Origin of the sequence: Sphingomonas faeni, from assembly GCF_024273235.1 — a bacterium.
In the GTDB taxonomy this organism is placed as follows: domain Bacteria; phylum Pseudomonadota; class Alphaproteobacteria; order Sphingomonadales; family Sphingomonadaceae; genus Sphingomonas; species Sphingomonas faeni_A.
Genome location: NZ_JANBVH010000017.1, coordinates 37,402 through 58,867, shown reverse-complemented (window position 1 = coordinate 58,867; position 21,466 = coordinate 37,402). Strand labels below are relative to the sequence as shown.

Annotated in this window: 19 protein-coding genes; 9 read left to right on the top strand and 10 right to left on the bottom strand. The window is 66.5% G+C overall.

Going from position 1 to position 21,466, the window contains the following annotated elements; genetic code table 11:
- Nucleotides 1–63 precede the first annotated feature (63 nt).
- The gene (locus NLI89_RS11040; RefSeq protein WP_254687113.1) at nt 64–378 is read right to left on the bottom strand and encodes a PilZ domain-containing protein; all 315 of its coding nucleotides are present in this window, start codon (nt 376–378) and stop codon (nt 64–66) included.
- A 230-nt stretch (nt 379–608) separates the two neighbouring features.
- On the bottom strand, nt 609–1,079 hold the full coding sequence (dksA, locus tag NLI89_RS11035; RefSeq protein WP_254687112.1) for an RNA polymerase-binding protein DksA: 471 nt from the start codon (nt 1,077–1,079) through the stop codon (nt 609–611).
- A gap of 422 nt (nt 1,080–1,501) precedes the next feature.
- Between dksA and NLI89_RS11030 the strand changes: the two genes are divergently transcribed.
- Nucleotides 1,502–2,494: a hypothetical protein gene (locus NLI89_RS11030; protein ID WP_254687111.1), complete on the top strand. Its 993-nt coding sequence runs from the start codon at nt 1,502–1,504 to the stop codon at nt 2,492–2,494.
- 79 nt (nt 2,495–2,573) lie between these two features.
- Here NLI89_RS11030 and NLI89_RS11025 read toward each other — a convergent pair whose 3' ends face one another.
- Entirely contained in the window at nt 2,574–3,014 is a 441-nt protein-coding gene (locus NLI89_RS11025; protein WP_254687110.1) for a host attachment family protein, read from the bottom strand.
- 281 nt (nt 3,015–3,295) lie between these two features.
- On the opposite strand from NLI89_RS11025, the gene serS reads away from it, so the two are divergent.
- From serS to NLI89_RS11000, 5 genes are all read left to right on the top strand, one after another.
- Entirely contained in the window at nt 3,296–4,573 is a 1,278-nt protein-coding gene (serS, locus tag NLI89_RS11020; RefSeq protein ID WP_254687109.1) for a serine--tRNA ligase, read from the top strand.
- Complete coding sequence (gene surE / locus NLI89_RS11015) at nt 4,573–5,337, top strand: 5'/3'-nucleotidase SurE (protein WP_254687108.1); 765 nt, start codon at nt 4,573–4,575, stop codon at nt 5,335–5,337. The genes serS and surE overlap by 1 nt, the downstream gene beginning before the upstream one ends.
- Nucleotides 5,337–6,518 (top strand): M23 family metallopeptidase, encoded by a 1,182-nt coding sequence (locus NLI89_RS11010; RefSeq protein ID WP_254687107.1) that lies wholly within the window; start codon nt 5,337–5,339, stop codon nt 6,516–6,518. The genes surE and NLI89_RS11010 overlap by 1 nt, the downstream gene beginning before the upstream one ends.
- A gap of 221 nt (nt 6,519–6,739) precedes the next feature.
- The gene (gene tyrS, locus NLI89_RS11005; RefSeq protein ID WP_254687106.1) at nt 6,740–7,963 is read left to right on the top strand and encodes a tyrosine--tRNA ligase; all 1,224 of its coding nucleotides are present in this window, start codon (nt 6,740–6,742) and stop codon (nt 7,961–7,963) included.
- A gap of 122 nt (nt 7,964–8,085) precedes the next feature.
- Nucleotides 8,086–8,388: a PilZ domain-containing protein gene (locus tag NLI89_RS11000; protein WP_254687105.1), complete on the top strand. Its 303-nt coding sequence runs from the start codon at nt 8,086–8,088 to the stop codon at nt 8,386–8,388.
- A 2-nt stretch (nt 8,389–8,390) separates the two neighbouring features.
- Here the strand turns inward: NLI89_RS11000 and NLI89_RS10995 are convergent, their stop codons facing one another.
- Nucleotides 8,391–8,831: a DMT family transporter gene (locus tag NLI89_RS10995; protein ID WP_254687104.1), complete on the bottom strand. Its 441-nt coding sequence runs from the start codon at nt 8,829–8,831 to the stop codon at nt 8,391–8,393.
- A 31-nt stretch (nt 8,832–8,862) separates the two neighbouring features.
- Complete coding sequence (recG, locus tag NLI89_RS10990; protein ID WP_254687103.1) at nt 8,863–10,914, bottom strand: ATP-dependent DNA helicase RecG; 2,052 nt, start codon at nt 10,912–10,914, stop codon at nt 8,863–8,865.
- Between the two features lie 73 nt (nt 10,915–10,987).
- On the opposite strand from recG, the gene NLI89_RS10985 reads away from it, so the two are divergent.
- Both NLI89_RS10985 and mfd read left to right on the top strand, forming a co-directional pair.
- The gene (locus NLI89_RS10985) at nt 10,988–11,254 is read left to right on the top strand and encodes a succinate dehydrogenase assembly factor 2 (RefSeq protein ID WP_254687102.1); all 267 of its coding nucleotides are present in this window, start codon (nt 10,988–10,990) and stop codon (nt 11,252–11,254) included.
- Between the two features lie 120 nt (nt 11,255–11,374).
- Nucleotides 11,375–14,845: a transcription-repair coupling factor gene (gene mfd, locus NLI89_RS10980; protein ID WP_254687101.1), complete on the top strand. Its 3,471-nt coding sequence runs from the start codon at nt 11,375–11,377 to the stop codon at nt 14,843–14,845.
- 175 nt (nt 14,846–15,020) lie between these two features.
- On the opposite strand, the gene NLI89_RS10975 is transcribed toward mfd, so the two are convergent.
- The 4 genes from NLI89_RS10975 to NLI89_RS10960 all read right to left on the bottom strand — a co-directional run bounded on the left by NLI89_RS10975 (nt 15,021) and on the right by NLI89_RS10960 (nt 19,546).
- A complete protein-coding gene (locus NLI89_RS10975; protein WP_254687100.1) occupies nt 15,021–15,632 on the bottom strand; it encodes a CC0125/CC1285 family lipoprotein in 612 nt (203 codons plus the stop codon).
- A gap of 122 nt (nt 15,633–15,754) precedes the next feature.
- Nucleotides 15,755–16,171, bottom strand: coding sequence for a secondary thiamine-phosphate synthase enzyme YjbQ (locus tag NLI89_RS10970; RefSeq protein WP_254687099.1), 417 nt, complete (start codon nt 16,169–16,171; stop codon nt 15,755–15,757).
- A gap of 285 nt (nt 16,172–16,456) precedes the next feature.
- Nucleotides 16,457–19,195, bottom strand: coding sequence for a preprotein translocase subunit SecA (gene secA / locus NLI89_RS10965; protein WP_254687098.1), 2,739 nt, complete (start codon nt 19,193–19,195; stop codon nt 16,457–16,459).
- Nucleotides 19,196–19,294: 99 nt separating this feature from the next.
- Nucleotides 19,295–19,546, bottom strand: coding sequence for a hypothetical protein (locus tag NLI89_RS10960; RefSeq protein WP_254687097.1), 252 nt, complete (start codon nt 19,544–19,546; stop codon nt 19,295–19,297).
- A 126-nt stretch (nt 19,547–19,672) separates the two neighbouring features.
- Between NLI89_RS10960 and argJ the strand changes: the two genes are divergently transcribed.
- Nucleotides 19,673–20,893 carry a bifunctional glutamate N-acetyltransferase/amino-acid acetyltransferase ArgJ gene (argJ, locus tag NLI89_RS10955; RefSeq protein WP_254687096.1) on the top strand — a complete coding sequence of 407 codons (1,221 nt, stop codon included), beginning with the start codon at nt 19,673–19,675 and terminating at the stop codon, nt 20,891–20,893.
- Between the two features lie 198 nt (nt 20,894–21,091).
- Here the strand turns inward: argJ and trxA are convergent, their stop codons facing one another.
- A complete protein-coding gene (gene trxA, locus NLI89_RS10950) occupies nt 21,092–21,415 on the bottom strand; it encodes a thioredoxin TrxA (RefSeq protein ID WP_055877560.1) in 324 nt (107 codons plus the stop codon).
- Between the last annotated feature and the right edge of the window lie 51 nt (nt 21,416–21,466).

Below are 21,466 nucleotides of genomic sequence, written 5' to 3'. Positions count from 1 at the left end.
TGTCCTAACCCTGCGGTACGATTCGGAGCCACTTCTCTGAAACAGCGCCAAGGCGGTCGAGCGTCAGTCGACCGACGGCCGGGCCTTTTTCGGATCGATCGGCGAGTCGAGGGCGACGCCAGCGCGACCCGTGGTGTACCACGCGACCTTACCGGTCAATTCGCCGATCCCGCGCAGATCGAGCGTGACCGGCGTACCGACGTCGACCGCCTTGTCGAGTTCGATCATCAATCCGCCTTCCGACAGATTCCGTACGCGAACGTCGCGCAGGGTCTTCTCGTTCTCCACCCGCAGATGCGCGGTGAGGAGCAGGGTATCGCGCGCACGCTGGCGTTTACCGCCGGGAATGTCGGTCGAAGCTATGGTCGGGTCGGTCATGAACGACCCCGGATACCGTCGATCGAGCGATTGCCGATCCCGAACCCTGCATGATTAAAGCTGCCCATTAACGATCCCGCTTGCCGCCTGTTCGTTGATGGACCCTGCCGTAAAGCCTGCGGGGTCACTTACAACCCGGCAGATGCAGCCCGGCAGATGGAAATCGGAAGGCTAGCTGCATCCCGCGGCGAGAAGCGGCCGGGGCCGCGTCGTCGCCCAGGTCTCAGCGATCAATCCTCGCGCGAAACCTTTTCGTTCCGCTCGTGCCGTTCCTGCGCTTCGACGGTCATCGTCGCGATCGGGCGGGCCTCGAGCCGTGCGAGGCTGATCGGCTCGCCGGTCACTTCGCAATAGCCGTATTCGCCTTCGTCGATCCGGCGAATCGCCGCCTCGATCTTGGAGACGAGCTTGCGCTGGCGATCGCGTGTCCGCAGTTCGATCGACCAGTCCGTCTCGCTCGACGCGCGATCGGTAAGGTCGGCCTCGCGCAGCGAGTCCACCTGCAGCTGCGACAATGTCTCCAGCGATTCCCGCAGGATCGCTTCCTTCCAGGCCTGTAGCTTACGGCGGAAATAGGCCTGCTGCTTCAGGCTCATAAAGGGTTCGTCGGCATCGGGCCGATAGCCGTCAGCCCCGCTGTCGTTCGCAGGGTCGCGATTGAAATTGCCGGTATCGTCCATACGATTCATTACGGTCGCCATACCACTCTCCCTCTGACTTCGTCGGACCGGCCACGCCAATCTCCAGAAGCCGCCCCCAGATGGTGAATGCGCCTATAGTCGTACGGTATCTCGACCACAAGCGACCGGACTTGCGCATCCTGCACCATTTACGACATTTTATAATAGCGGCGGACTTTTTGGTTGCACCGCAGCATGGCGAATCTACGTTTCAGCCGGCGGGCGTGCCGAGCGTCGCGGGGAGTCATTATGTCCCAAGCCGGCACGATGCGGCCGATCCCATTGCGCGACGCCAAGTAAATCCTTCATTAACTATTCGAGATGTGGTTAACCCGCTTGCACTTAACGGTTTGTTTTGCAGTTAGTCGGATAGCGGCGTTCCGATGCTGTAGAAAACGGGGATCCGACGCCCAGTAAAATGTCGGCAACGAAAGAGTGACGATATGTCGGTGCGGATGGCCTTGGCGAAATTATGCGCGTGCGCATGTGGCGGTGCCCTGATCGGCGGCGGCGCGGTGCATGTCGCGGAGAGTTCGAAGCGAACCGCCAACACCAAACGCGTTCTCGTCAAGCGAGTCGCGCGGACGCAGGTCGCAGCGGTGAAGCGGCCCCGCGTTCGACGCGTCACCACGACCACGCGGACCACCTGCGCCCCGACCGTCGTCACGGTCGCCAATGCGGCGCCCGTACCGGTCCCATTGCCGGTCGGCGACGGGTATATCGGTGGCGGCGGCGCTGGTCCCGCCCCGGTCGTGGTCGGCGGCAGCGGCGGCTTCTTCGGCGGTGGCGGGTTTGGCGGCGGTTTCGGCGGCGGCTTTGTCGGCGGTGGTGGCTCAAGCGGCAGCATCGTCATCTCGTCGACATCGAGCGGCGGATCGACCTCGACCGGCGGATCGTCGAGCAGCACCGGGGGCGCCGAAGTCTCCAGCACCTCGTCAGGCGGCGGTTCCAGCGGCAACGTCTCGTCTGCGTCGGGCGGTTCGAGCGGCAACGTATCGTCCGCGTCGGGCGGTTCGAGCGGCAACGTATCGTCCGCGTCGGGCGGTTCGAGCGGCAACGTCTCGTCGGCGTCGTCGAGCAGCGCGTCGTCGGCGTCCTCGGCCTCGTCCGCAAGCAGCGCGAGTTCGTCGGGCTACGGATCGAGCAGCAAGGGCTGGGGCTCGAACGGCGGGTGGAATTCCAACGGCGGTTGGAGCTCGAACGGATCGTCGGGCAGCTCGGCCTCGTCCGGGAGCAGCGCATCGTCGGGCAGCAGCGCGAGCAGTGCCAGCAGCGCGTCGAGCGCGAGCAGCGCAAGCTCGGGTGGCAGCACCGGATCGAGCGGCGGCCCGCCGGCACCGGTACCCGCGCCCCCGATGGTGTTGCTGTTCGGTGCGGCCGCGGCCGCGCTGGTCGCTCGCAAGCGGTTTGCAAAGCCGACCAAGGTCGCCGCCTGATCATAGTTGTCGCGGCATGAAAAGGCCCCGCCGGACTATTCCGGCGGGGCCCTTTTTTTTGCGTGAGCGGGGTTTCGAATCAGGCGTTCTGGAGCGCCTTCTCGATGTCCTTGATCGGATGCCCGGTCAGGTCCTTGTCGAGTTCGCCCTTGAGGCGGCTGGTGACTTCCTTGTGATAATGCTTGCGTAGCTCGCCGAGCGTTTTCGGCGGCGCGACGACGATCAGCGAATCGTACCTGTTCTTCAGCGCACCGGTCTTGAGGAACTCTGCGGCGTCCGCCGCGAAGCGATCTTCCTCGATCTGGTGGAAATCGGTCGGCTCGACCGAACTCTGTACGCCACCCTGCGGAGACGAGGCGCGGCCGGCGGAATCGGTCGCCTGGTCGCGCGTCGCCGGATTGTCCTGCTCCTGCGCCTTCTCGACCACGAAATTGGGATAGTCGTTGTCGCCCTCGTTGCGCAGGAAAAGCATTTTCCGGCCATCCGCGACGAGCACGACGGAGTTGTGTGGAAGATGCATGCGTGTCTCTCCTTTTCGCTATGCGTATGGCTTGTGAACGCGTCGAGAACGGGAGAGGTTGCGCCGCCTTGATCCTCCCCCCCGCGGGGCCCTTCTGATCCTCCCCCGCGAGGGGGAGGTGGCTGGCCCTTGCCAGACGGAGGGGGAGGCAAGCGCTCAGGCGGGCTCCGTGTCCTCCCCCTCCGTCAGCTCAAGAGAGCTGCCACCTCCCCCTGGCGGGGGAGGATCATGAGGATGCGCTCCGCCTTGCGTACGCTTGAACGCCTCGGCATAGCCCGATCATGCACGACATACGCCTGATCCGCGACGATCCCGCCGCCTTCGACGCCGCCCTCGCCAAGCGGGGCTTTGCACCGCAGTCCGCAGCTTTGGTGACACTCGACGAACAGCGCCGCGCGACGATCGCGGACTCGCAGACCGCACAGACCCGCCGCAACGAACTGTCGAAGGCGATCGGCCAGGCCAAGGCGCAGAAGGACGAGGCCAAGGCGCAGGCGCTGATGGCCGAGGTCGCGAGCCTGAAGGAGGCACTGCCGGCCCTGGAGGCCGACGAGGCACGGCTGGGCGCCGAACTCGGCGACATGCTGGCCGCGATCCCCAACCTGCCAGCGGCGGACGTGCCGCAGGGTGGCGGCGAGGACGACAACGCGCTCGTCCACACCCGCGGCACGCCGACGACCTTCGCCTTCACCGCCCGCGAACACGATGCGATCGGCCCGGCGATCGGCCTCGATTTCGAGACCGGCGCGGCGATGTCGGGCGCGCGCTTCACATTGGTCCGCGGCCCCGCGGCCAAGCTGCAACGGGCGCTTGGCCAATTCATGCTCGATCACGTTGCCGAGGCCGGTTTCGAGCAGGTGTCGCCACCGTTACTCGTCCGCGACGAAGCCGTGTTCGGCACCGGCCAGCTGCCGAAATTCTCGGAGGATCTGTTCCGCACCACGGACGGCCGCTGGCTGATCCCGACCGCCGAGGTGAGCCTGACCAACATAGTCCGCGAGCAGATCCTGACCGAGGGTGAACTGCCGCTCCGCTTCACCGCGCTGACGCCGTGCTTCCGCTCCGAAGCAGGCGCGGCGGGGCGCGACACGCGCGGCTATATCCGCCAGCATCAGTTCGACAAGGTCGAGATGGTCTCGATCGTCACGCCCGACATGTCGGAGGCCGAGCATGAGCGGATGACGGCGTGCGCGGAAGGCGTGCTCGACGCGTTGCAGCTACCGTTCAGGCGGATGCTCCTATGCACCGGCGATATGGGCTTCACCGCGGCACGCACCTATGATCTCGAAGTCTGGCTGCCCGGCCAGGCGCGCTATCGTGAGATCAGCAGCGTCTCGACTTGCACCGATTTCCAGGCGCGCCGGATGAATGCACGCTATCGACCCGAGGGCGAGAAGGGCACGCGGTTCGTCCACACGCTCAACGGCTCGGCGCTCGCGGTCGGCCGGACGCTGGTCGCGGTCTTGGAGAATTACCAGCAGGAGGACGGCTCGGTCGCGGTCCCGGCGGTGCTCCAGCCGTATCTCGGCGGGCTGACGGTATTGGAGCCGAAGCGCTGATGCGGATCCTGCTGACCAACGACGACGGCTATCACGCGCCCGGCCTCAAGGTGCTGGAAACGATCGCCCGGACATTGTCCGACGATGTCTGGGTGGTAGCACCCGCGGAGGAACAGTCGGGCACGGGCCATTCGCTGACGCTGTCGCGGCCGATCCGCGTGCGGAAGCATGGCGAGAAGCGCTATGCGGTGGCGGGCACGCCGACCGATGCGGTGATGATGGCGCTCGCCAAGATCATGAAGGATTGCCCGCCCGACCTGATCCTCTCCGGCGTCAATCGTGGCGCCAACCTCGCCGAGGACGTGACCTACTCGGGCACCGTATCGGCGGCGATGGAGGGCGCGCTGGGCGGCATCCGGTCGATCGCGCTGAGCCAGATCTACAGCCGCGAGGGCATGGGCGACAGCGTCCCGTTCGAGGCGGCGGCGGCGTGGGGCGAGCGCGTGCTGCGGCCGCTGGTCGACGCTCCCTTGGCACCGCGGACGCTGGTCAACATCAATTTCCCCACCGGCCCCGCCGACGCGGTGAAGGGCGTGCGCGTCGTCGGCCAGGGTTTCCGCGACTATGGCCGGTTGCAGATCGTCAGCAACGTCGATCCACGCGGCTATGAATATCACTGGTTCGCGCTCGGCCGGACCGTCGAGACGCCGGCGCACGCGACCGACCTCGAAGCGACCGCGGACGGGTATGTGTCGGTGACGCCGCTGCATCTCGACCTGACGCATTTCGAGTCGATGGATATGCTCGCCCGGGCCTATCGCTGATGCGGCGCGGCGGCGCCCTGATGGCGGCAGCGACGCTGCCGCTGCTCGGGCTCGCCGCGTGCATTCCGCAGGTCGACCGCCCCGCCGGCTATGGTCGGCCGGTCGAGGGCACCGGCTATGGTAGGCCAGCCGATGCCGGTCGCCCGCAACGGCCATACCGCGATCCGCCAGCGCGACGCGACGATCCCCCGCCGCGGCAGGGTGAGTCCGTACCGCGGGACACGCCCGATGATCGCCCCGCCCGCGATACCGGCGAAGTAACCACCCTGCCCGCGCCGCGCCCCGCGTGGGAGGCGCGCCAAGTCCGCGCTGACGCGAAGACGATCCCCGACACGACCTACGTGGTGCAGCCCGGCGATACGCTGAGCCGGGTCGCCGATCGCAGCGGCGCCAGCCTCGAAGCCATCGCGCGTGCGAACGATCTCGAATCGCCCTACACGATCGAGACCGGTGAGCGGCTGAGGATCCCGGGCGGACGCTATCACCAGGTCCGACGCGGCGAGACCGGTATCGCGATCGCCCGCGCCTACGGCGTCGAATGGTCGCGGATCGTCGCGGCGAACGCGTTGGTCGAGCCGTATGTGCTGCGCGCCGACCAGCGTGTCCTGATCCCCGATGCGCCCGGCGGCGGCAGGCCCAGCGCCGCGGAGCGCGCGCAGGCCTTCACGCTCGACATCGACGACATCCTGACCGGCGGCGAGCCCGCGCTGGCGAGCAACCAGGCGCCGGCCAAACCGATCGCGACGCCGCGCCGCGTGCTCCCGTCGAACGCTGTGGTCACCGGGCCGGCGCGGTTGGCGAGCGGCGGGTTCCTGTGGCCGGTCGACGGCAAGGTCGTGAAACGCTTCGGCCCCGGCGCGAGCGGCGAGCGCAACGACGGCATCAAGATCGCGGTGCCGATGTCGACGCCGATCCATGCCGCGGCGGACGGCGTGGTGGCCTATGTCGGCGACGGCATCGCCGCGCTCGGCGGGCTGGTGATCATCAAGCACGGCGGCGGCTGGACGAGCGTCTACGGCCATGCGTCGAAACTGCTGGTGCAACGCGGCCAGAGCGTGAAGCGCGGCCAGACGGTCGCGCTGTCGGGGGATACCGGGTTTGCGGATCGCCCGGAACTGCACTTCGAACTGCGCAAGGGGCGCACCCCGGTGGACCCGACGTCGCAACTGCCGCGAAGCTGATCCCGCCTCCCCCCGCCCGTCATCCCAGCGAACGCTGGGATATCCCGGTTCTGGCCACGGCACCCGCCCCATAAAGATCCCAGCTTTCGCTGGGATGACGGTTGGGGGCGGGATGAAGCGAATCTCCCCTCCCGCTTGCGGGAGGGGGCGGGGGAGGGCATGGGGGCCAGCAAGCCCCTCCCCTAACCCCTCCCGCAAGCGGAAGGGGAACGAGACGCACCATGACCTACCAGTCCGACCTGCTCACCACGCTGACCTCGCGCGGCTATGTTCACCAGATGACCGACGCGACCGCGCTCGACGCGCTCGCCGGCAAGCAGGTGGTGCCCGGCTATATCGGCTTCGACCCGACCGCGCCGTCGCTCCATGTCGGCAGCCTGGTCCAGATCATGCTCCTCCGCCGGCTCCAGCAGACCGGGCACAAGCCGATCGTGCTCATGGGCGGCGGCACCGGCAAGATCGGCGACCCGAGCTTCAAGGACGAGGCGCGCAAACTGCTCGGCGAGGACGGGATCAAGGCCAACGTCGCCTCGATACGCCGCATCTTCGAACGCTTCCTGACATTCGGCGACGGTCCGACCGACGCGATCATGCTCGACAATGCCGAGTGGCTCGACGCGCTAGAATACATCCCGTTCCTGCGCGACGTCGGCCAGCATTTCTCGGTCAACCGGATGCTCGCGTTCGATTCGGTCAAGCTCCGCCTCGACCGCGAACAGTCGCTCAGCTTCCTCGAATTCAACTACATGATCCTCCAGGCCTACGACTTCCTCGAACTGTCGCGCCGCGCCGAATGTCGGTTGCAGATGGGCGGCTCGGATCAGTGGGGCAACATCGTCAACGGCATCGAACTCTCGCGCCGGATGGATGGCATCGAGGTGTACGGTGTCACCACGCCGCTGATCACGACCGCGGACGGCGGCAAGATGGGCAAGACGATGTCCGGCGCGGTCTGGCTGCACGAGGACCAGTTGCCGAATTTCGATTACTGGCAGTTCTGGCGCAACACCGACGACCGCGACGTCGGCCGCTTCCTGCGACTGTTCACCGACCTGCCACTCGACGAGATCGCGCGGCTGGAGGCGCTGGAAGGCGCGGAGATCAACGCCGCCAAAATCGTGCTGGCCAACGAAGCGACGGCGATGTGCCGCGGTCGGGGCGCTGCCGACCAAGCCGCGGAGACTGCACGGAAAACCTTCGAAGAGGGCGCTTCGGGCGATGCCTTGCCGAGCTTCGCGGTCTCCGGCGGCGCGATCGGCATCGTCGAAGCACTGGTCGGGCTGGGCTTCGTCGCCTCCAACGGTGAGGCGCGCCGAAAGATTGCCGAGGGCGCAGTACGCATCGATGGCGAACCCGCGCGAGAACCGACTCACGTCATCGCGGTCACCGCGCCCGTTCGCCTGAGCCTCGGCAAAAAGCGGCATGGGATGCTAACCCCCTCGTAATAGACGTATTCTCGTTTCGAAGAACGTCCCGTTAAGCATCATGGTTCGTATCCGGTTCACGGCAGCCGTCATAGACTGGTCGGATGGTCAAAGCCGGGGAACGATCGATGCGAGGCTATGCGATGGCGGTTCGCGACTCTCGGGGCGAGCCCCGCGACGAGGTGATGCACCGGACCAGGGCGACCGATAGCGATGGGCGCAGCATCAAGCTCGTGCTCGTCAACATGTCCGCGAACGGCCTGATGGCTCGGTGCGAGGGCGATCCCAAGGCAGGCGAACACCTGCGGGTCCACCTGCCGATCCTCGGTGAGGTCGATGCCATCGTGCGCTGGTCGCTTGGCGGACGGATCGGTTGCGAGCTCGAACGGACAATCCCGCTGGCGGACTATTACGGCATGCTCACGGTGATGACCCGCAACAGCTGAGCTCAGCCTGCGCGGACGAGGACAACGCCGCCGATGACCAGCGCGACACCGGCGAGCCGCGCCAGGCTGATCGGTTGCTGGCTGAGCCCGAGCAGCCCGAACCGGTCGAGGATCAACGCGGTCACCAACTGGCTGGCGACCGCCATCGTCAGCGCGGACGCGAGCCCCAGTCTCGGAGTCGCATAGGCGAGCGCGGCGACGAAGCACGCGCCGTACAGTCCGCCCAGCCACGCCCAGCCGGGGGCGCCCTTCAACGCCGCCGGCATCGTCCGGTCCGCCGCCGCCCATATCCCGAACAGGATGACCGTCCCGACGGCGAACGATACGAGCGAACCGAGCCATAACGAGCCGGACGCCTTGACCAGGGCGGCGTTGGTCGGCGGCTGGATCGCGAGGCCGATACCGGCGAGAAGTACGACGAGGATGGGGATAAGGGCAGTCATCGCGGGTCCGTGACGGGTGACCCCGCGCAGGTCAACCCGAGCGGAGCAGCGCCACGCCCGCATCGCGATCGAACAAATAGAGCGCAGTGCGTGCCGCCTGCCCCCTGGGCCCTTCGAGACCGCCGTCGCGGTCGATCAGCAGGCGCGCGTCGTCGTGCGCGCATTGCAGCAGGTCGGCCATCATGTCCGGCGTGGCGAGCCGGAACGCCATTTCGCCCGACTGCTTGGTGCCGAGCAGTTCGCCGGCACCGCGAAGGCGGAGGTCTTCCTCGGCGATGCGGAAGCCGTCGTTGGTCTCGCGCATCAGGGCGAGGCGCGCGCGGGATGTTTCGCTGAGCGACGACCCGCGCATCAGCAGGCAGATCGACCGTCCGGTGCCGCGCCCTACCCGCCCGCGCAACTGGTGAAGCTGGGCGAGGCCGAAGCGGTCGGCATGCTCGATCACGATCAGCGTCGCGTTCGGCACATCGACGCCGACCTCGATCACCGTCGTTGCGACGAGGACGGAGGTGCGGGCGGCCGAGAACTCGGTCATCACCGCGTCCTTCTCGGCGGGTTTCATGCGGCCGTGGACGAGCGCCACCTTGTCGCCGAAGCGGGCTCGCAGCGTTTCCGCGCGCATCTCGGCGGCGGCGAGGTCGCTCTTCTCGCTCTCCTCGACCAGTGGGCATACCCAATAGGCCTGCCCCCCATCGGCCAGATGCCGGCCGAGCGCGTTGACCACGTCGTCGAGGCGGTCTTCGGAGATCACGCGCGTCTCGATCGGCTGGCGACCGGGCGGCATCTCGTCGAGGCGGCTGACATCCATCTCACCGTATTGCGCGAGCGTCAGCGTGCGCGGGATCGGCGTCGCGGTCATCGCCAGCAGATGCGGCGGTGCGACGCCCTTCGCCTGCAACGTCATGCGTTGCGCGACACCGAAGCGGTGCTGTTCGTCGACCACCACGAGCGCGAGGTCCTTGTAGCCGACCGCATCCTGGAAGATCGCGTGCGTGCCGACGAGGACGTCGATCTCGCCGCTCGCCAGCGCCATCAGCGTCGCCTCCCGCACGCGCCCCTTGTCGCGACCGGTGAGCACGCCGACGTTGATCGGCAGGCCGGCGAGCGTTTTCCGCAACGTCTCGTAATGCTGGCGCGCGAGGATTTCGGTCGGCGCGAGCATCGCCGCCTGCGCGCCGGCCTCGACCGCGATCAGCATCGCCACCGCCGCGACGAGCGTCTTGCCCGAACCTACATCGCCTTGCAGCAACCGCAGCATCGGCGCGGTCTGCGCGAGATCGCCCTCGATCTCACCCACCGTCCGCGATTGCGCGCCGGTCAGCGTGTACGGGAGCTTCAGCAGATTGCGCAGCCGCCGGTCGCCGTGGAGCGCCCTGCCCCGCCGCTTCCGCGTATCGGCGCGGACCAGCGTCATCGCCAGCTGGTTCGCGAAGACCTCGTCATACGCCAGACGCTCGCGCGCCTTCGCATCCGACGGGTCGGCGTGGATGCGCTCGAGCGACTCGTGCCAGCCGGGCCATTCGCGCTTCGTCTTCAGCCCCGGCTCGATCCATTCGGGCAGGTCCGGCGCGCGTGCGACCGCCTGCGCCGTCAGCGCTGCCAGCCGCCGCGAGGTGAGCCCCTCCGACAAAGGATAGATCGGCTCGCGCTCGCGCAACTCCTCGTCGGGCTCGACGATGTCGGGGTGGACGATCTGCAATTCCTGGCCATATTCGTCGAGCCGCCCCGAGACGCGCTTGGCCTCGCCGATCGGCAGCAGCTTCTTCGCCCAGCCCGAACTGCCGCCGAAGAAGACGAGGCTGACATAGTTGCCGTGCTCGTCGGTCGCCTGCACGCGCGTCGGACCGCGGCCTGCGCTGATCCTGTAGTCGCGCGGGGTCAGCGTGATCGTGATGATCCGCCCCGCATCGCTCGACATCAGCTCGGTGCGCGGCAGGCGATCGACGTATCCGGTCGGCAGATGGAAGGCGACGTCGACGACGCGCGCGAGCCCGAGCCGGTCGAGCGGCTTGGCGAGCGCAGGCCCCACCCCCTTCAGGACGAGGGTTTCGGCGAACAGCGGATTGAGGATTTCGGGTCGCATGACTATCTGGCCTCTATAGCCTAGCCGACGGCCGCTGCCAGCGGTCGCCGGCTGTTCGTGTTTGGAGTTCGAAATGGACCACGAGACCCGCCTCAAGCGCCTGGGCTTCCGCAGCTCGCACCGCGGCACGCGCGAAGCCGACATGATGATCGGCGGCTTCTTCGAAACCTATGGCCCGACCTGGACGCCCGAGCAGCTCGACTGGTTCGAGGCGCTGCTGGAGGAACAGGACGTCGACATCATGGGCTGGGCGATCGGCTCGATCCCCTGCCCGCCGGAGTGGGACGGCCCGATGATGCAGGCTATGCGCGACATCAATTACGTGACCGTCGTGAAGTAATCTTCTGCGCCCCTCCCTGGAAGGGAGGGGTTGGGGGTGGGTCGGCCGCTGGGCGATCGTGACACCTGCCTCATACCAACCCACCCCCAGCCCCTCCCTTCCAGGGAGGGGGGAGTTCGAATGCCAGACCTCAAGACGATCCTCTCCGCGACGAGCCCGCTGACGTTGTCGGGCGTGCCGTCCGGCTTCCAGCCGTCGCTGCTCGCCGACCTCGCGCGTGCCGTGAAGACCCGCGCGGTGTTCATCGCGCCGGACGATGCGGCGATGCGCGCGGTCGCCTCGACCGCGGCGTATTTCGCGCCCGATCTCGAAGTGCTGAGCTTCCCGGCCTGGGACTGCCTCCCCTACGACCGCGCCTCGCCCACGCTCCGCATCATGGCCGAGCGCGTCGCCGCGCTGCAACGCCTGCAAGGCAAGTCCAAGGGGCCACAGCTCCTCCTCACCACCGCCAATGCCGCGACGCAGCGCGTCCTCACCCCGTTCCGCATCCGTCAGCTCGTCGCTCGGCTGGCACCCGGTGAGCGAATCGGCCGCGACAAGCTCGCCATGCTGCTCCAGGCGAACGGCTATGTCCGCACCGACACCGTCCACGACCAGGGCGAATACGCGGTGCGCGGCGGGATCGTCGATCTCTACCCGTCGGGCGAAGACCACGCGTTGCGCCTCGATTTCTTCGGCGACGAGATCGAGAGCGTCCGCACGTTCGACGCGGCGGACCAGCGCACCACCGGCCGGATCGACGGCTTCGTCCTGCTCCCAGCCTCCGAAGCTTTGCTCGACGAGGACTCGATCAAGCGCTTCCGCACGCGTTACCGCGACGCGTTCGGCGCCACCGCGACCGGCGATCCGATGTACCAGGCGATCTCCGAAGGCCGGCGGATCGCGGGCATGGAGCATTGGCTGCCGCTGTTCGAAGAGAAGATGGCGACGCTGTTCGACCATCTCGGGGCCGACGACGTGGTGGTCCGCGACAACGGCGTCGCCGCGGCGGCGGAAAGCCGGCTCGAGGCGATTGCCGACTATTACGAGAACCGCAAACGCGCCGAGGCCGCACAACCCGGCAGCTATCGCCCGCTAACCGCCAAGGCGCTCTACCTCGACGCGCAGGAATGGTCGGGCGCAACCGAGGCGTTCGCCGCGCACGTCACCTCGCCCTTCCACGAGCCGACCAGCGCCACCGTGCTCGACTTCGACGTCGACGGCCCGCGCGATTTTGGCCCCGAGCGCGCGGCGCAGGCGAACATCTACGAAGCCGTCGCGGATCACGTCGAGAAGCTCCGGAAACAGGGCCGCAAGCCGATCCTTGCCAGCTATTCGATCGGCGCGCGCGAACGCCTGGGGAGTCTGCTCGCCGATCACGGGATGAAGGGCGGGAAGCACGCGGAAACCTGGCAGGAGGCGCTCGGCATCGCGGATACCGCGCGCAGCTTCGGCGTCGCGCTGATCGTCCTGCCGCTCGATCACGGCTTCACCGCGCCCGGGATCGCGGTCCTAACCGAGCAAGACATGCTCGGCGACCGGCTCGTTCACCGCAAGAAACGCAAGAAATCCGCCGACGCGTTCCTCGCCGAGCTGGCGACGCTGACGCCCGGCGATCTCGTCGTCCACATGGACCACGGCATCGGCCGCTACGAGGGGCTGACCTCGATCCCCGTCGGCCAGAGCCCGCACGACTGCGTCGCGCTGAGCTATGCGGGCGGCGACAAGCTCTACGTGCCGGTCGAGAATATCGACGTCCTTTCGCGCTATGGCTCGTCGGAGGAAGGCGCATCGCTCGACCGTCTCGGCGGCGAGGGCTGGCAGCGTCGCAAGTCGAAGATGAAGGAGCGGATCCGCGAGATCGCCGGCGAACTCATCGCGACCGCCGCCGAGCGCGCGCTGCATCCGGGCGACGTGCTCGAACCCGATGCGAGCGGCTATCCCAGCTTCGTCGACCGCTTCCCGTACGAGGAAACCGAAGACCAGGATCGCGCGATCGAGGACGTGCTGGGCGATCTCGCCGCGGGAAAACCGATGGACCGCTTGGTGGTCGGCGACGTCGGCTTCGGCAAGACCGAGGTCGCACTCCGCGCCGCATTCGTCGCTGCGATGGGCGGCAAGCAGGTTGCGATCGTCTGCCCGACGACGTTGCTCGCACGCCAGCACTACAACAACTTCGTCGCCCGTTTCGAAGGCTTCCCGATGAACATGGGCCGCCTGTCGCGCCTCGTCACCGCTGGCGAGGCGAAGGCGACCAAGGAAGGGCTGGCGAACGGCACGATCGACGTCGTCATCGGCACGCATGCGTTGCTCGCGAAGAACATCGACTTCAAGCGGCTCGGGCTGGTCGTGGTCGACGAGGAACAGCGGTTCGGCGTCACGCACAAGGAGCGGCTGAAGGCGCTGCGGGCGGACGTCCACATGCTGACGCTGACCGCGACGCCGATCCCGCGCACGCTGCAGATGGCGATGTCGGGCATCCGCGAGCTGTCGGTGATCCAGACCCCGCCGGTCGATCGCCTCGCGGTGCGGACGTACATCATGCCGTTCGACCCGGTCGTGCTGCGCGAGGCGTTGCTCCGCGAGCATTACCGCGGCGGGCAGAGCTTCGTCGTCACGCCGCGCGTGGCGGACCTGCCCGAGATCGAGGATTTCCTGCGCGAACAGGTGCCCGAGATCCGCTTCGTCGTCGCGCACGGCCAGATGTCGCCGACCGAGGTCGAGGAGCGCATGTCGGCGTTCTACGACAAGAAGTTCGAGGTGCTCGTCTCGACCACGATCATCGAGAGCGGGATCGACATCGCGTCCGCCAACACGATGATCGTCCACCGCGCCGACCGCTTCGGCCTCGCCCAGCTGTACCAGCTGCGGGGCCGTGTCGGCCGGTCGAAGACACGCGCGTACGCGTATCTGGTGACGCCGCCCGAGCGGCAGATGACCGTCACCGCCGAGAAGCGGCTGAAAGTGCTGTCCGATCTCGACTCGCTCGGCGCCGGGTTCCAGTTGGCGAGCCACGATCTGGATATCCGCGGTGCCGGCAACATGCTCGGCGACGAGCAGACCGGGCATATCAAGGAGGTCGGGTTCGAACTCTACCAGGCGATGCTGGAGGAGGCGATCATGGACGCCAAGGCTGGCGGCATGACCTCGTCCCGTCCGCGTGATTTCTCGCCGCAGATAACGGTCGACGCGCCGATCCTCATCCCGGAGGATTACGTGCCCGATCTCGATTTGCGGATGGGACTGTATCGCCGCCTCAACGATCTCGACGAGGGCCAGGAGATCGAGGCGTTCGCCGCCGAGATGATCGACCGCTTCGGCCCGCTGCCGGACGCGACCGAGAATCTGATCAAGGTCATCGAGATCAAGCTGAACGCCAAGCGCGCGTGCGTCTCGAAGATCGACGTCGGGCCGAAGGGCGTGCTGGTGTCGTTCCATGACGACAAGCCGCCGAACATCGACAAGCTGCTGGCGTATGTCGAGCGGCTGAACGGGGTCGCGCGGTTGCGGCCGGACAGCAAGCTCGTGCTGCAACGCGCGTGGGGCGATCCGAAGGCTCGGCTGCATGGGGCGTTGCAGCTGTCGAAGGGGTTGGCGAAGGCGGCGGGGTAACGTCTTAACCCTCTCCCCTCCGGGAAGAAGGTTGGGTGAGGGGCGCCGCGAGCGATGCCCTTCCCAACTGCCCCTCACCCCGGCCCTCTCCCCGCAGGGGAGAGGGAGCAGCGCCACGAAAAAGGCCGGACTACCCTGGGGTAGCCCGGCCATTTACCGTATCGAAAACCGCAGCTTACTTCGGCAGCACGACACTCGGCCCGATGCTGTCCACAACCTTGCGGGCATCGAACGCGCGAATGTTGTCGCGCGGAATCGGGCCCTTGCGCATCACGATCTCCGCGGTCGCCTCGTAGCGATCGATCGTGCGGATATCGAAGTCGTTGCCCCAAGGCCCGCCACCGAAACCGCCGCCGAAGCCACCACCGAAATAGGGGTCCCAATTGCGCCAGCCGAACCCACGGCCGTAATAGCGCCAAGACGGCCCCCAATAGCCGCCGAAGCCGCCATAGCCGAATCCGCCGCCGAGGCCCGGCGTCGAGTAGGTGCGCGACTGGAGGTTGGTGTCGCGGTCGGCCATCAGGTAATAGTCATAGCCGTTCTGCAGCGTCAGTTCGGCGGCGCGGAAGAACAGATAGCGTTCGACCGTGTCACGCGACGTGACGCTGTTCCCGGCGAAGCTGACGAGGAAGCGACCCGGCTCGATCATACGGTCGCTATAGCCGGTGCGGCTGAACCCCTGCCCAGTCGCGGGACGATAGGTGGTCTCGGTCGCGCATCCGGCCAGCAGCAGCGCGCCCGTTGCGAGCGCTGCTAATGCGACCTTGCGACCCGGTGTCTTGAACATGGTGTCGTCTCCGTTCGCGGCGAATGCGGCGAAACGCCGCTTATTAGCCGTCAGTGGTGGAACGGTTGATGAACGACATCGCTCCAATGCGCCACCAAACTGACTCATTTTTCACGTTTCGCCTAAACGCCGATCAAGTGCAGCGCCAAGGTGCGTCGATGCGGGCGGCGGCGATGTTCGAACAGATAGATCCCCTGCCACGTCCCCAGCGCGAGTCGCCCATCGATCAGTGGGATCGAAAGCTGGACTTGGGTCAGCGCGGTACGAAGATGCGCGGGCATGTCGTCCGGGCCTTCGTCGTCGTGTTCGTACTCACGAGATTCGGGCGCAATGCGGGCGAAGTATGCTTCGAGGTCGGTGCGGACTTCGGGGGCCGCGTTTTCCTGGATCAGGAGGGAGGCGGAGGTGTGGCGGCAGAAGATCGTCAGCAGGCCTTCGGTCACGCGTTGGTCGCGGGTCCAGCGGGCGATCGGGTCGGTGACGTCGACGAGGCCTTGGCGGGTGGTATCGATGGTTAGGATCGTGGTGGCTTGGCGCATGGGGTCCTAACGATCGGTCGAGGGGAGTTGCTCCGTGGCCCGTTCGTTGGCGAGCAACCGTTCCCCCGCGAAGGCGGGGGTCCAGGAGTCCCATACGCCATCGTCGGTAGCCTGGACTCCCGCCTTCGCGGGAGAACTGGAAGTGCGCCCACACTTCTTACCACCCCGGCGGAGGCCGGGGCCCAATTGGGAAACGTCGCTAACGACGGACGCGTTTCGTTACTTCGACCTCACCAATTGGGCCCCGGCCTTCGCCGGGGTGGTAAAGCCTCGAAAGCTCAGCCCTCAAACAGCCCCGTGGCACTGCTTGTACTTGCGCCCCGACCCACAAGGGCACGGCGCGTTACGGCTCACCACGCCCTCCCAGTTCGCCGGATCCTCGCCGATATCGGCCTCCTGCGGCTGAGGGATCTGCAACGGCGGCATCTGCGAGGTAATGTGGCCGCGCGTGCCCGCATCGAAATCGTTTGAATCATCCTCGCCCGTGAACGGGTCGAAATGCGTCGTGATGAAATCCGGCAGCTCGGGCAGCCCGACCGGCGCCTGCATCTGGAACTGTGCGTGCGCGATCGTCTTGGTCACGTCCTCACGGATCGTCTCGAGCATCCGCTGGAACAGCGAGAACGCCTCCTGCTTATACTCGTTGATCGGCGTCTTCTGCGCATAGGCCCGCAGATGGACGACCTGACGCAGCGCATCGAGCGTCGCCAGATGCTCCTTCCAGTGATGGTCGAGATTCTGCAACAGGATCGACTTTTCGACCGACGTCCATGTCTCGGGGTCGAGCTCTGCCGCCTTCTGCGCGATCGCCTCGTCGGCCATCGCCCGGATGCGCTCCTCGAGCACCTCGGGATCGACCGACTCTTCCAGCAGCCACGCGTCGATCTGCGGCTCGAGGTTCAGCACCTCGGCAAGCCGCGTCTTCATCCCCTCGATGTCCCACTGCTCGGGATAGGAGTTGGGCGGGCACGCATCGCCGACGATCACGTTGACCGTCTCCGCGCGCATGTCGGTCACCACGTCGCCGACGGTGTCCGCGTCCATGATGTCGGCACGCTGCTCGTAAATGACCTTGCGCTGCTCGTTCATCACGTCGTCATATTCGACGACCTGCTTGCGGATGTCGTAGTTGCGCGCCTCGACCTTCTTCTGCGCGGTCTCGATCGCCTTCGACAGCCACTTGCTGCCGATCGCCTCGCCGTCCTCGATATTGTTGCGCATCATCTTGGCGAACAGCGTGTCCGGCCCGAAGATCCGCAGCAGGTCGTCGTCGAGGCTGAGATAGAAGCGCGACAGGCCGGGATCGCCCTGACGACCCGAACGCCCGCGCAGCTGGTTGTCGATGCGCCGGCTCTCGTGACGCTCGGTGCCGAGCACGAACAGCCCGCCCGCGGCCAGCACGGCCTGCTTCTCGGCCTCGATCTCGATCGTGATCCGCGCCGCCGCTTCGTCGTACTCGGGCGTGCCCTCGACGAGTTCGGGATGCTCGTCGAGCATGCGGAATTCGAGGTTGCCGCCGAGTTTGATGTCGGTACCGCGGCCCGCCATGTTGGTCGCGATCGTCACCGCGCCCTTGCGCCCGGCCTGCGCGACGATGTGCGCCTCCATCTCGTGGAAGCGCGCGTTCAGCACCTTGTGCTCGACCTTCTCGCCGACCAGGAACTCGCTCAGCATCTCCGACTTCTCGATCGATACCGTGCCGACCAGCACCGGCTGGCCCAGCTCGGCGTGATGCTTGATCTTCTTGGCGATCGCCGCGAACTTGTCCTTGGTGTCCTTGTAGAACTCGTCTTCCTCGTCGACGCGCTTCACCTCGACGTTGGTCGGGATGCTGACGACGTTGATCTTGTAGATGTCGTAGAACTCGGCCGCCTCTGTCGCCGCGGTGCCGGTCATGCCGCCGATCTTGGGGTACATGCGGAAATAGTTCTGGAAGGTGATCGAGGCCATCGTCTGGTTCTCGGGCTCGATCTGGACGCCCTCCTTCGCCTCGACCGCCTGGTGCAGGCCGTCCGACCAGCGACGGCCGTCCATCATGCGACCGGTGAACTCGTCGATGATGATGACCTTGCCGTCCTTGACGATATAGTCGATGTCCGACTTGAACATCACGATCGCACGCAGCGCCTGATTGAGGTGATGCACGACCTGCGTGTTTTCGAAGTCGTACAAATTCTGCCCCTCGAGCAGCCCCGCCGCCTCGAGCATCCGCTCGACCTTCTCGGTGCCGTCCTCGGTGAGGATGATCGTCTTCTGCTTCTCGTCCTTGTCGTAGTCGCCGGGGACGAGCTGCTTCACGACCGCATCGACCTGGATATACAGCTCGGACTTGTCGTCGGTCGGACCCGAGATGATCAGCGGCGTGCGCGCCTCGTCGATCAGCACCGAATCGACCTCGTCGACCACCGCGAAGTTGAATGGGCGCTGCGTCATCGCGCTGCGCTCATACTTCATGTTGTCGCGGAGATAGTCGAAGCCGAACTCGTTGTTGGTGCCGTAGGTGATGTCGGCTGCGTAGGCGGCGCGGCGTTCCTCGTCCGACAGGTTCGGGATGATGACGCCGATCGTCATGCCGAGGAAGGTGTAGACCTGCCCCATCCATTCCGCGTCGCGGGCGGCGAGATAGTCGTTGACGGTCACGACGTGGACGCCGTCGCCCGGCAGCGCGTTGAGATAGGTCGCGAGCGTGGCGACGAGCGTCTTGCCCTCGCCGGTCCGCATCTCGGCGATCTCGCCGCGGTGAAGGACGATGCCGCCGACCATCTGCACGTCGTAATGGCGCTGGCCGAGTACGCGGTGCGCCGCTTCACGCACGGTCGCGAACGCCTCGGGGAGCAGGTCGTCAAGCTTCTCGCCGTTCGCCAGCCGCGCGCGGAACTTGACGGTCTGCGCGGAGAGTTCCTCGTCGGACATCGCCTGGAGCGCGGGCTCGAACGAGGCGATTTTCGCGAGGATCGGGTTGAGCGACTTGACGTAGCGGTCGTTGGACGAACCGAACAAGGATTTGGCGAGGCCACCGAACATGGGCAGATTTCCTGAATTTGAGACGCGGCGACACGCGGTGGGCGCTCGCGGAAGTGGATCACGCGGATCCAGAGGTTACGATAAGGTCATACCAAGCCGCTATTCGCGGCGGCGCTCGGCCCATAACGGCGGCGCGACGATGGCGATGGTCCGCAACGCGCTGGCGACCGCGACCTGAGGCAGCGTGACGATGCCGGATACAGGCCTTATCAAGACCTTGGCTGGCGTTGCTGCCACCGACTGCGAGCAGACGATGCCCTGCGCGACGGCCTGTGCCGACTGCCCACGCACGCCAGGTACCGCGCCGGTCAGCGCGGACAGGAGGGCGGAGATGAGCAGCAGCAGGTTCATGCCTCATGGGCTTTATGCGAGCCCGGGCGATAAATCTACCGTTCGTCTCACGGCAGCGCCCGGCCGACGTGCAAAGGCACGGTCCGCACATCTTGCCGCCCGGATTGCAGCGACTATGAAGACGGGATGCAAACCTCGCCGCTCGCCTTGCCCTTCCCCGCCGCCCCATCGATCGACGGAGTCGCGCTGCATGTCGCCCGCGCGCGGTACAAGAATTGGGACCGGTGCGACCTGACGTTCGTGACGCTGGAACCGGGGACGGTGGTCGCGGGGGTGCTGACGCAGAGCAAATGTCCATCGCCCGAAGTGGAGTGGTGTCGTGCGGCGCTGACGCTCGGGCAGGCGCGGGCGCTGGTTGTGAATGCGGGGAATTCCAACGCGTTTACCGGGTCGCGCGGGCGTGCGGCGGTCGAGGCGATTGCGGCGCGGACGGCAGCGCATCTCGGGTGCCAGCCTTCGGACGTGTTCGTCGCCTCGACCGGGGTGATCGGCGTGCCATTGCCGATCGACAAGGCCGAGACCGGGCTCGATGCCGCGTTCGCTGCCGCGCCGTGCGGCTGGGAGGATGCGGCCGCGACGATCATGACGACCGACACCTTCACCAAGGGCGCGGTGACGACGGCGGTGATCGGCGATCGCACGGTCACGCTGGTGGGGATCATCAAGGGCTCGGGGATGATCGCGCCGGACATGGCGACGATGCTCGGGTTCATCTTCACCGATGCCGCGGTCGAGCCCGAGTTCCTGCAAGCCGCGCTGTCGAAGGCGAACGCACCGAGCTTCTCGTGCATCACGGTCGACAGCGATACCTCGACCAGCGACACTGTGCTGGCGTTTGCGACGGGCAAGGCCGGGAACGCGACGCTGGTCGATGACGACAGTGTGGGCGCGGATGCGTTTCGCGCGGCACTGGCGGATCTATGCCACCAACTCGCCATGCTCGTAGTCCGCGACGGCGAAGGCGCGCAGAAGTTGATCGAGATCCAGGTGACCGGCGCGGAGAGCGACCGCAGCGCGCACCGCATCGCGATGAGTATCGCCAACTCGCCGCTGGTGAAGACCGCGATTGCCGGCGAGGACGCGAACTGGGGCCGCGTCGTCATGGCGGTGGGCAAGGCTGGAGAGCCAGCCGATCGGGATACACTCTCGATCCGGTTCGGGAATACGCAGGTTGCCGAGGGCGGCCTGGCGCTGAGCGGCTACGACGAGGCGCCGGTGGCGGCGCATCTAAAGGGCCAGGACATCGAGATCGGTGTGGACCTCGCGCTAGGCGAAGGCCGCGCCACGGTGTGGACCTGCGATCTGACGCATGGGTATATCTCGATCAACGCCGACTATCGTAGCTGAGCCGAGGCTAAACCGACCACCCCGCCCCGGCCGTCACCCCAGCGAAAGCTGGGGTATCCCGGTTGGCGAGAGGGGTGGCTCAAACCGGGAGATCCCAGCTTTCGCTGGGATGACGGGTGGGCGTTGGGATGATGGAGGGGGAGGGAGTAGGTTGGTTCGGCAACGAACCAACCTACTCCCTCCCCCTCCAAATGTAGCTTACGCCAGCTCGCCCTCGAGCCATGCCTTCAGCCGGCCCTTTGGCTCCGCGCCGACCTTAGTGGCCGCCGGTGCGCCGCCCTTGAACAGGATCATCGTCGGGATGCCGCGCACGCCGTACTTGCCCGGCGCGTCGGGGTTTTCGTCGATGTTGAGCTTGGCGATCGTCACCTTCTCGCCGAGTTCCTCGGAGATTTCCTCCAGCGACGGTCCGATCATCTTGCACGGGCCGCACCATTCCGCCCAGAAATCGACGAGCACGGGGCCGTCTGCGTTCAGAACGTCCGCATCGAAGCTGGCATCGGTGATCTGCTTGGTCGCCATCGTGAATTCTCCTTGGTTGAATCGTATCTAAGGTCGCCCGCGTGTCCGCTC

Coding starts and splice junctions, on each gene's coding strand:
- NLI89_RS10985 (WP_254687102.1), top strand. CDS start 10,988: ATGGACCACGAGACCCGCCTCAAGCGCCTGGGCTTCCGCAGCTCGCAC.
- NLI89_RS11000 (WP_254687105.1), top strand. CDS start 8,086: ATGGCGGTTCGCGACTCTCGGGGCGAGCCCCGCGACGAGGTGATGCAC.
- secA (WP_254687098.1), bottom strand. CDS start 19,195: ATGTTCGGTGGCCTCGCCAAATCCTTGTTCGGTTCGTCCAACGACCGC.
- mfd (WP_254687101.1), top strand. CDS start 11,375: ATGCCAGACCTCAAGACGATCCTCTCCGCGACGAGCCCGCTGACGTTG.
- NLI89_RS11040 (WP_254687113.1), bottom strand. CDS start 378: ATGACCGACCCGACCATAGCTTCGACCGACATTCCCGGCGGTAAACGC.
- surE (WP_254687108.1), top strand. CDS start 4,573: ATGCGGATCCTGCTGACCAACGACGACGGCTATCACGCGCCCGGCCTC.
- recG (WP_254687103.1), bottom strand. CDS start 10,914: ATGCGACCCGAAATCCTCAATCCGCTGTTCGCCGAAACCCTCGTCCTG.
- tyrS (WP_254687106.1), top strand. CDS start 6,740: ATGACCTACCAGTCCGACCTGCTCACCACGCTGACCTCGCGCGGCTAT.
- serS (WP_254687109.1), top strand. CDS start 3,296: ATGCACGACATACGCCTGATCCGCGACGATCCCGCCGCCTTCGACGCC.
- argJ (WP_254687096.1), top strand. CDS start 19,673: ATGCAAACCTCGCCGCTCGCCTTGCCCTTCCCCGCCGCCCCATCGATC.
- NLI89_RS11025 (WP_254687110.1), bottom strand. CDS start 3,014: ATGCATCTTCCACACAACTCCGTCGTGCTCGTCGCGGATGGCCGGAAA.
- trxA (WP_055877560.1), bottom strand. CDS start 21,415: ATGGCGACCAAGCAGATCACCGATGCCAGCTTCGATGCGGACGTTCTG.
- NLI89_RS10960 (WP_254687097.1), bottom strand. CDS start 19,546: ATGAACCTGCTGCTGCTCATCTCCGCCCTCCTGTCCGCGCTGACCGGC.
- NLI89_RS10995 (WP_254687104.1), bottom strand. CDS start 8,831: ATGACTGCCCTTATCCCCATCCTCGTCGTACTTCTCGCCGGTATCGGC.
- NLI89_RS11010 (WP_254687107.1), top strand. CDS start 5,337: ATGCGGCGCGGCGGCGCCCTGATGGCGGCAGCGACGCTGCCGCTGCTC.
- NLI89_RS10970 (WP_254687099.1), bottom strand. CDS start 16,171: ATGCGCCAAGCCACCACGATCCTAACCATCGATACCACCCGCCAAGGC.
- dksA (WP_254687112.1), bottom strand. CDS start 1,079: ATGGCGACCGTAATGAATCGTATGGACGATACCGGCAATTTCAATCGC.
- NLI89_RS10975 (WP_254687100.1), bottom strand. CDS start 15,632: ATGTTCAAGACACCGGGTCGCAAGGTCGCATTAGCAGCGCTCGCAACG.
- NLI89_RS11030 (WP_254687111.1), top strand. CDS start 1,502: ATGTCGGTGCGGATGGCCTTGGCGAAATTATGCGCGTGCGCATGTGGC.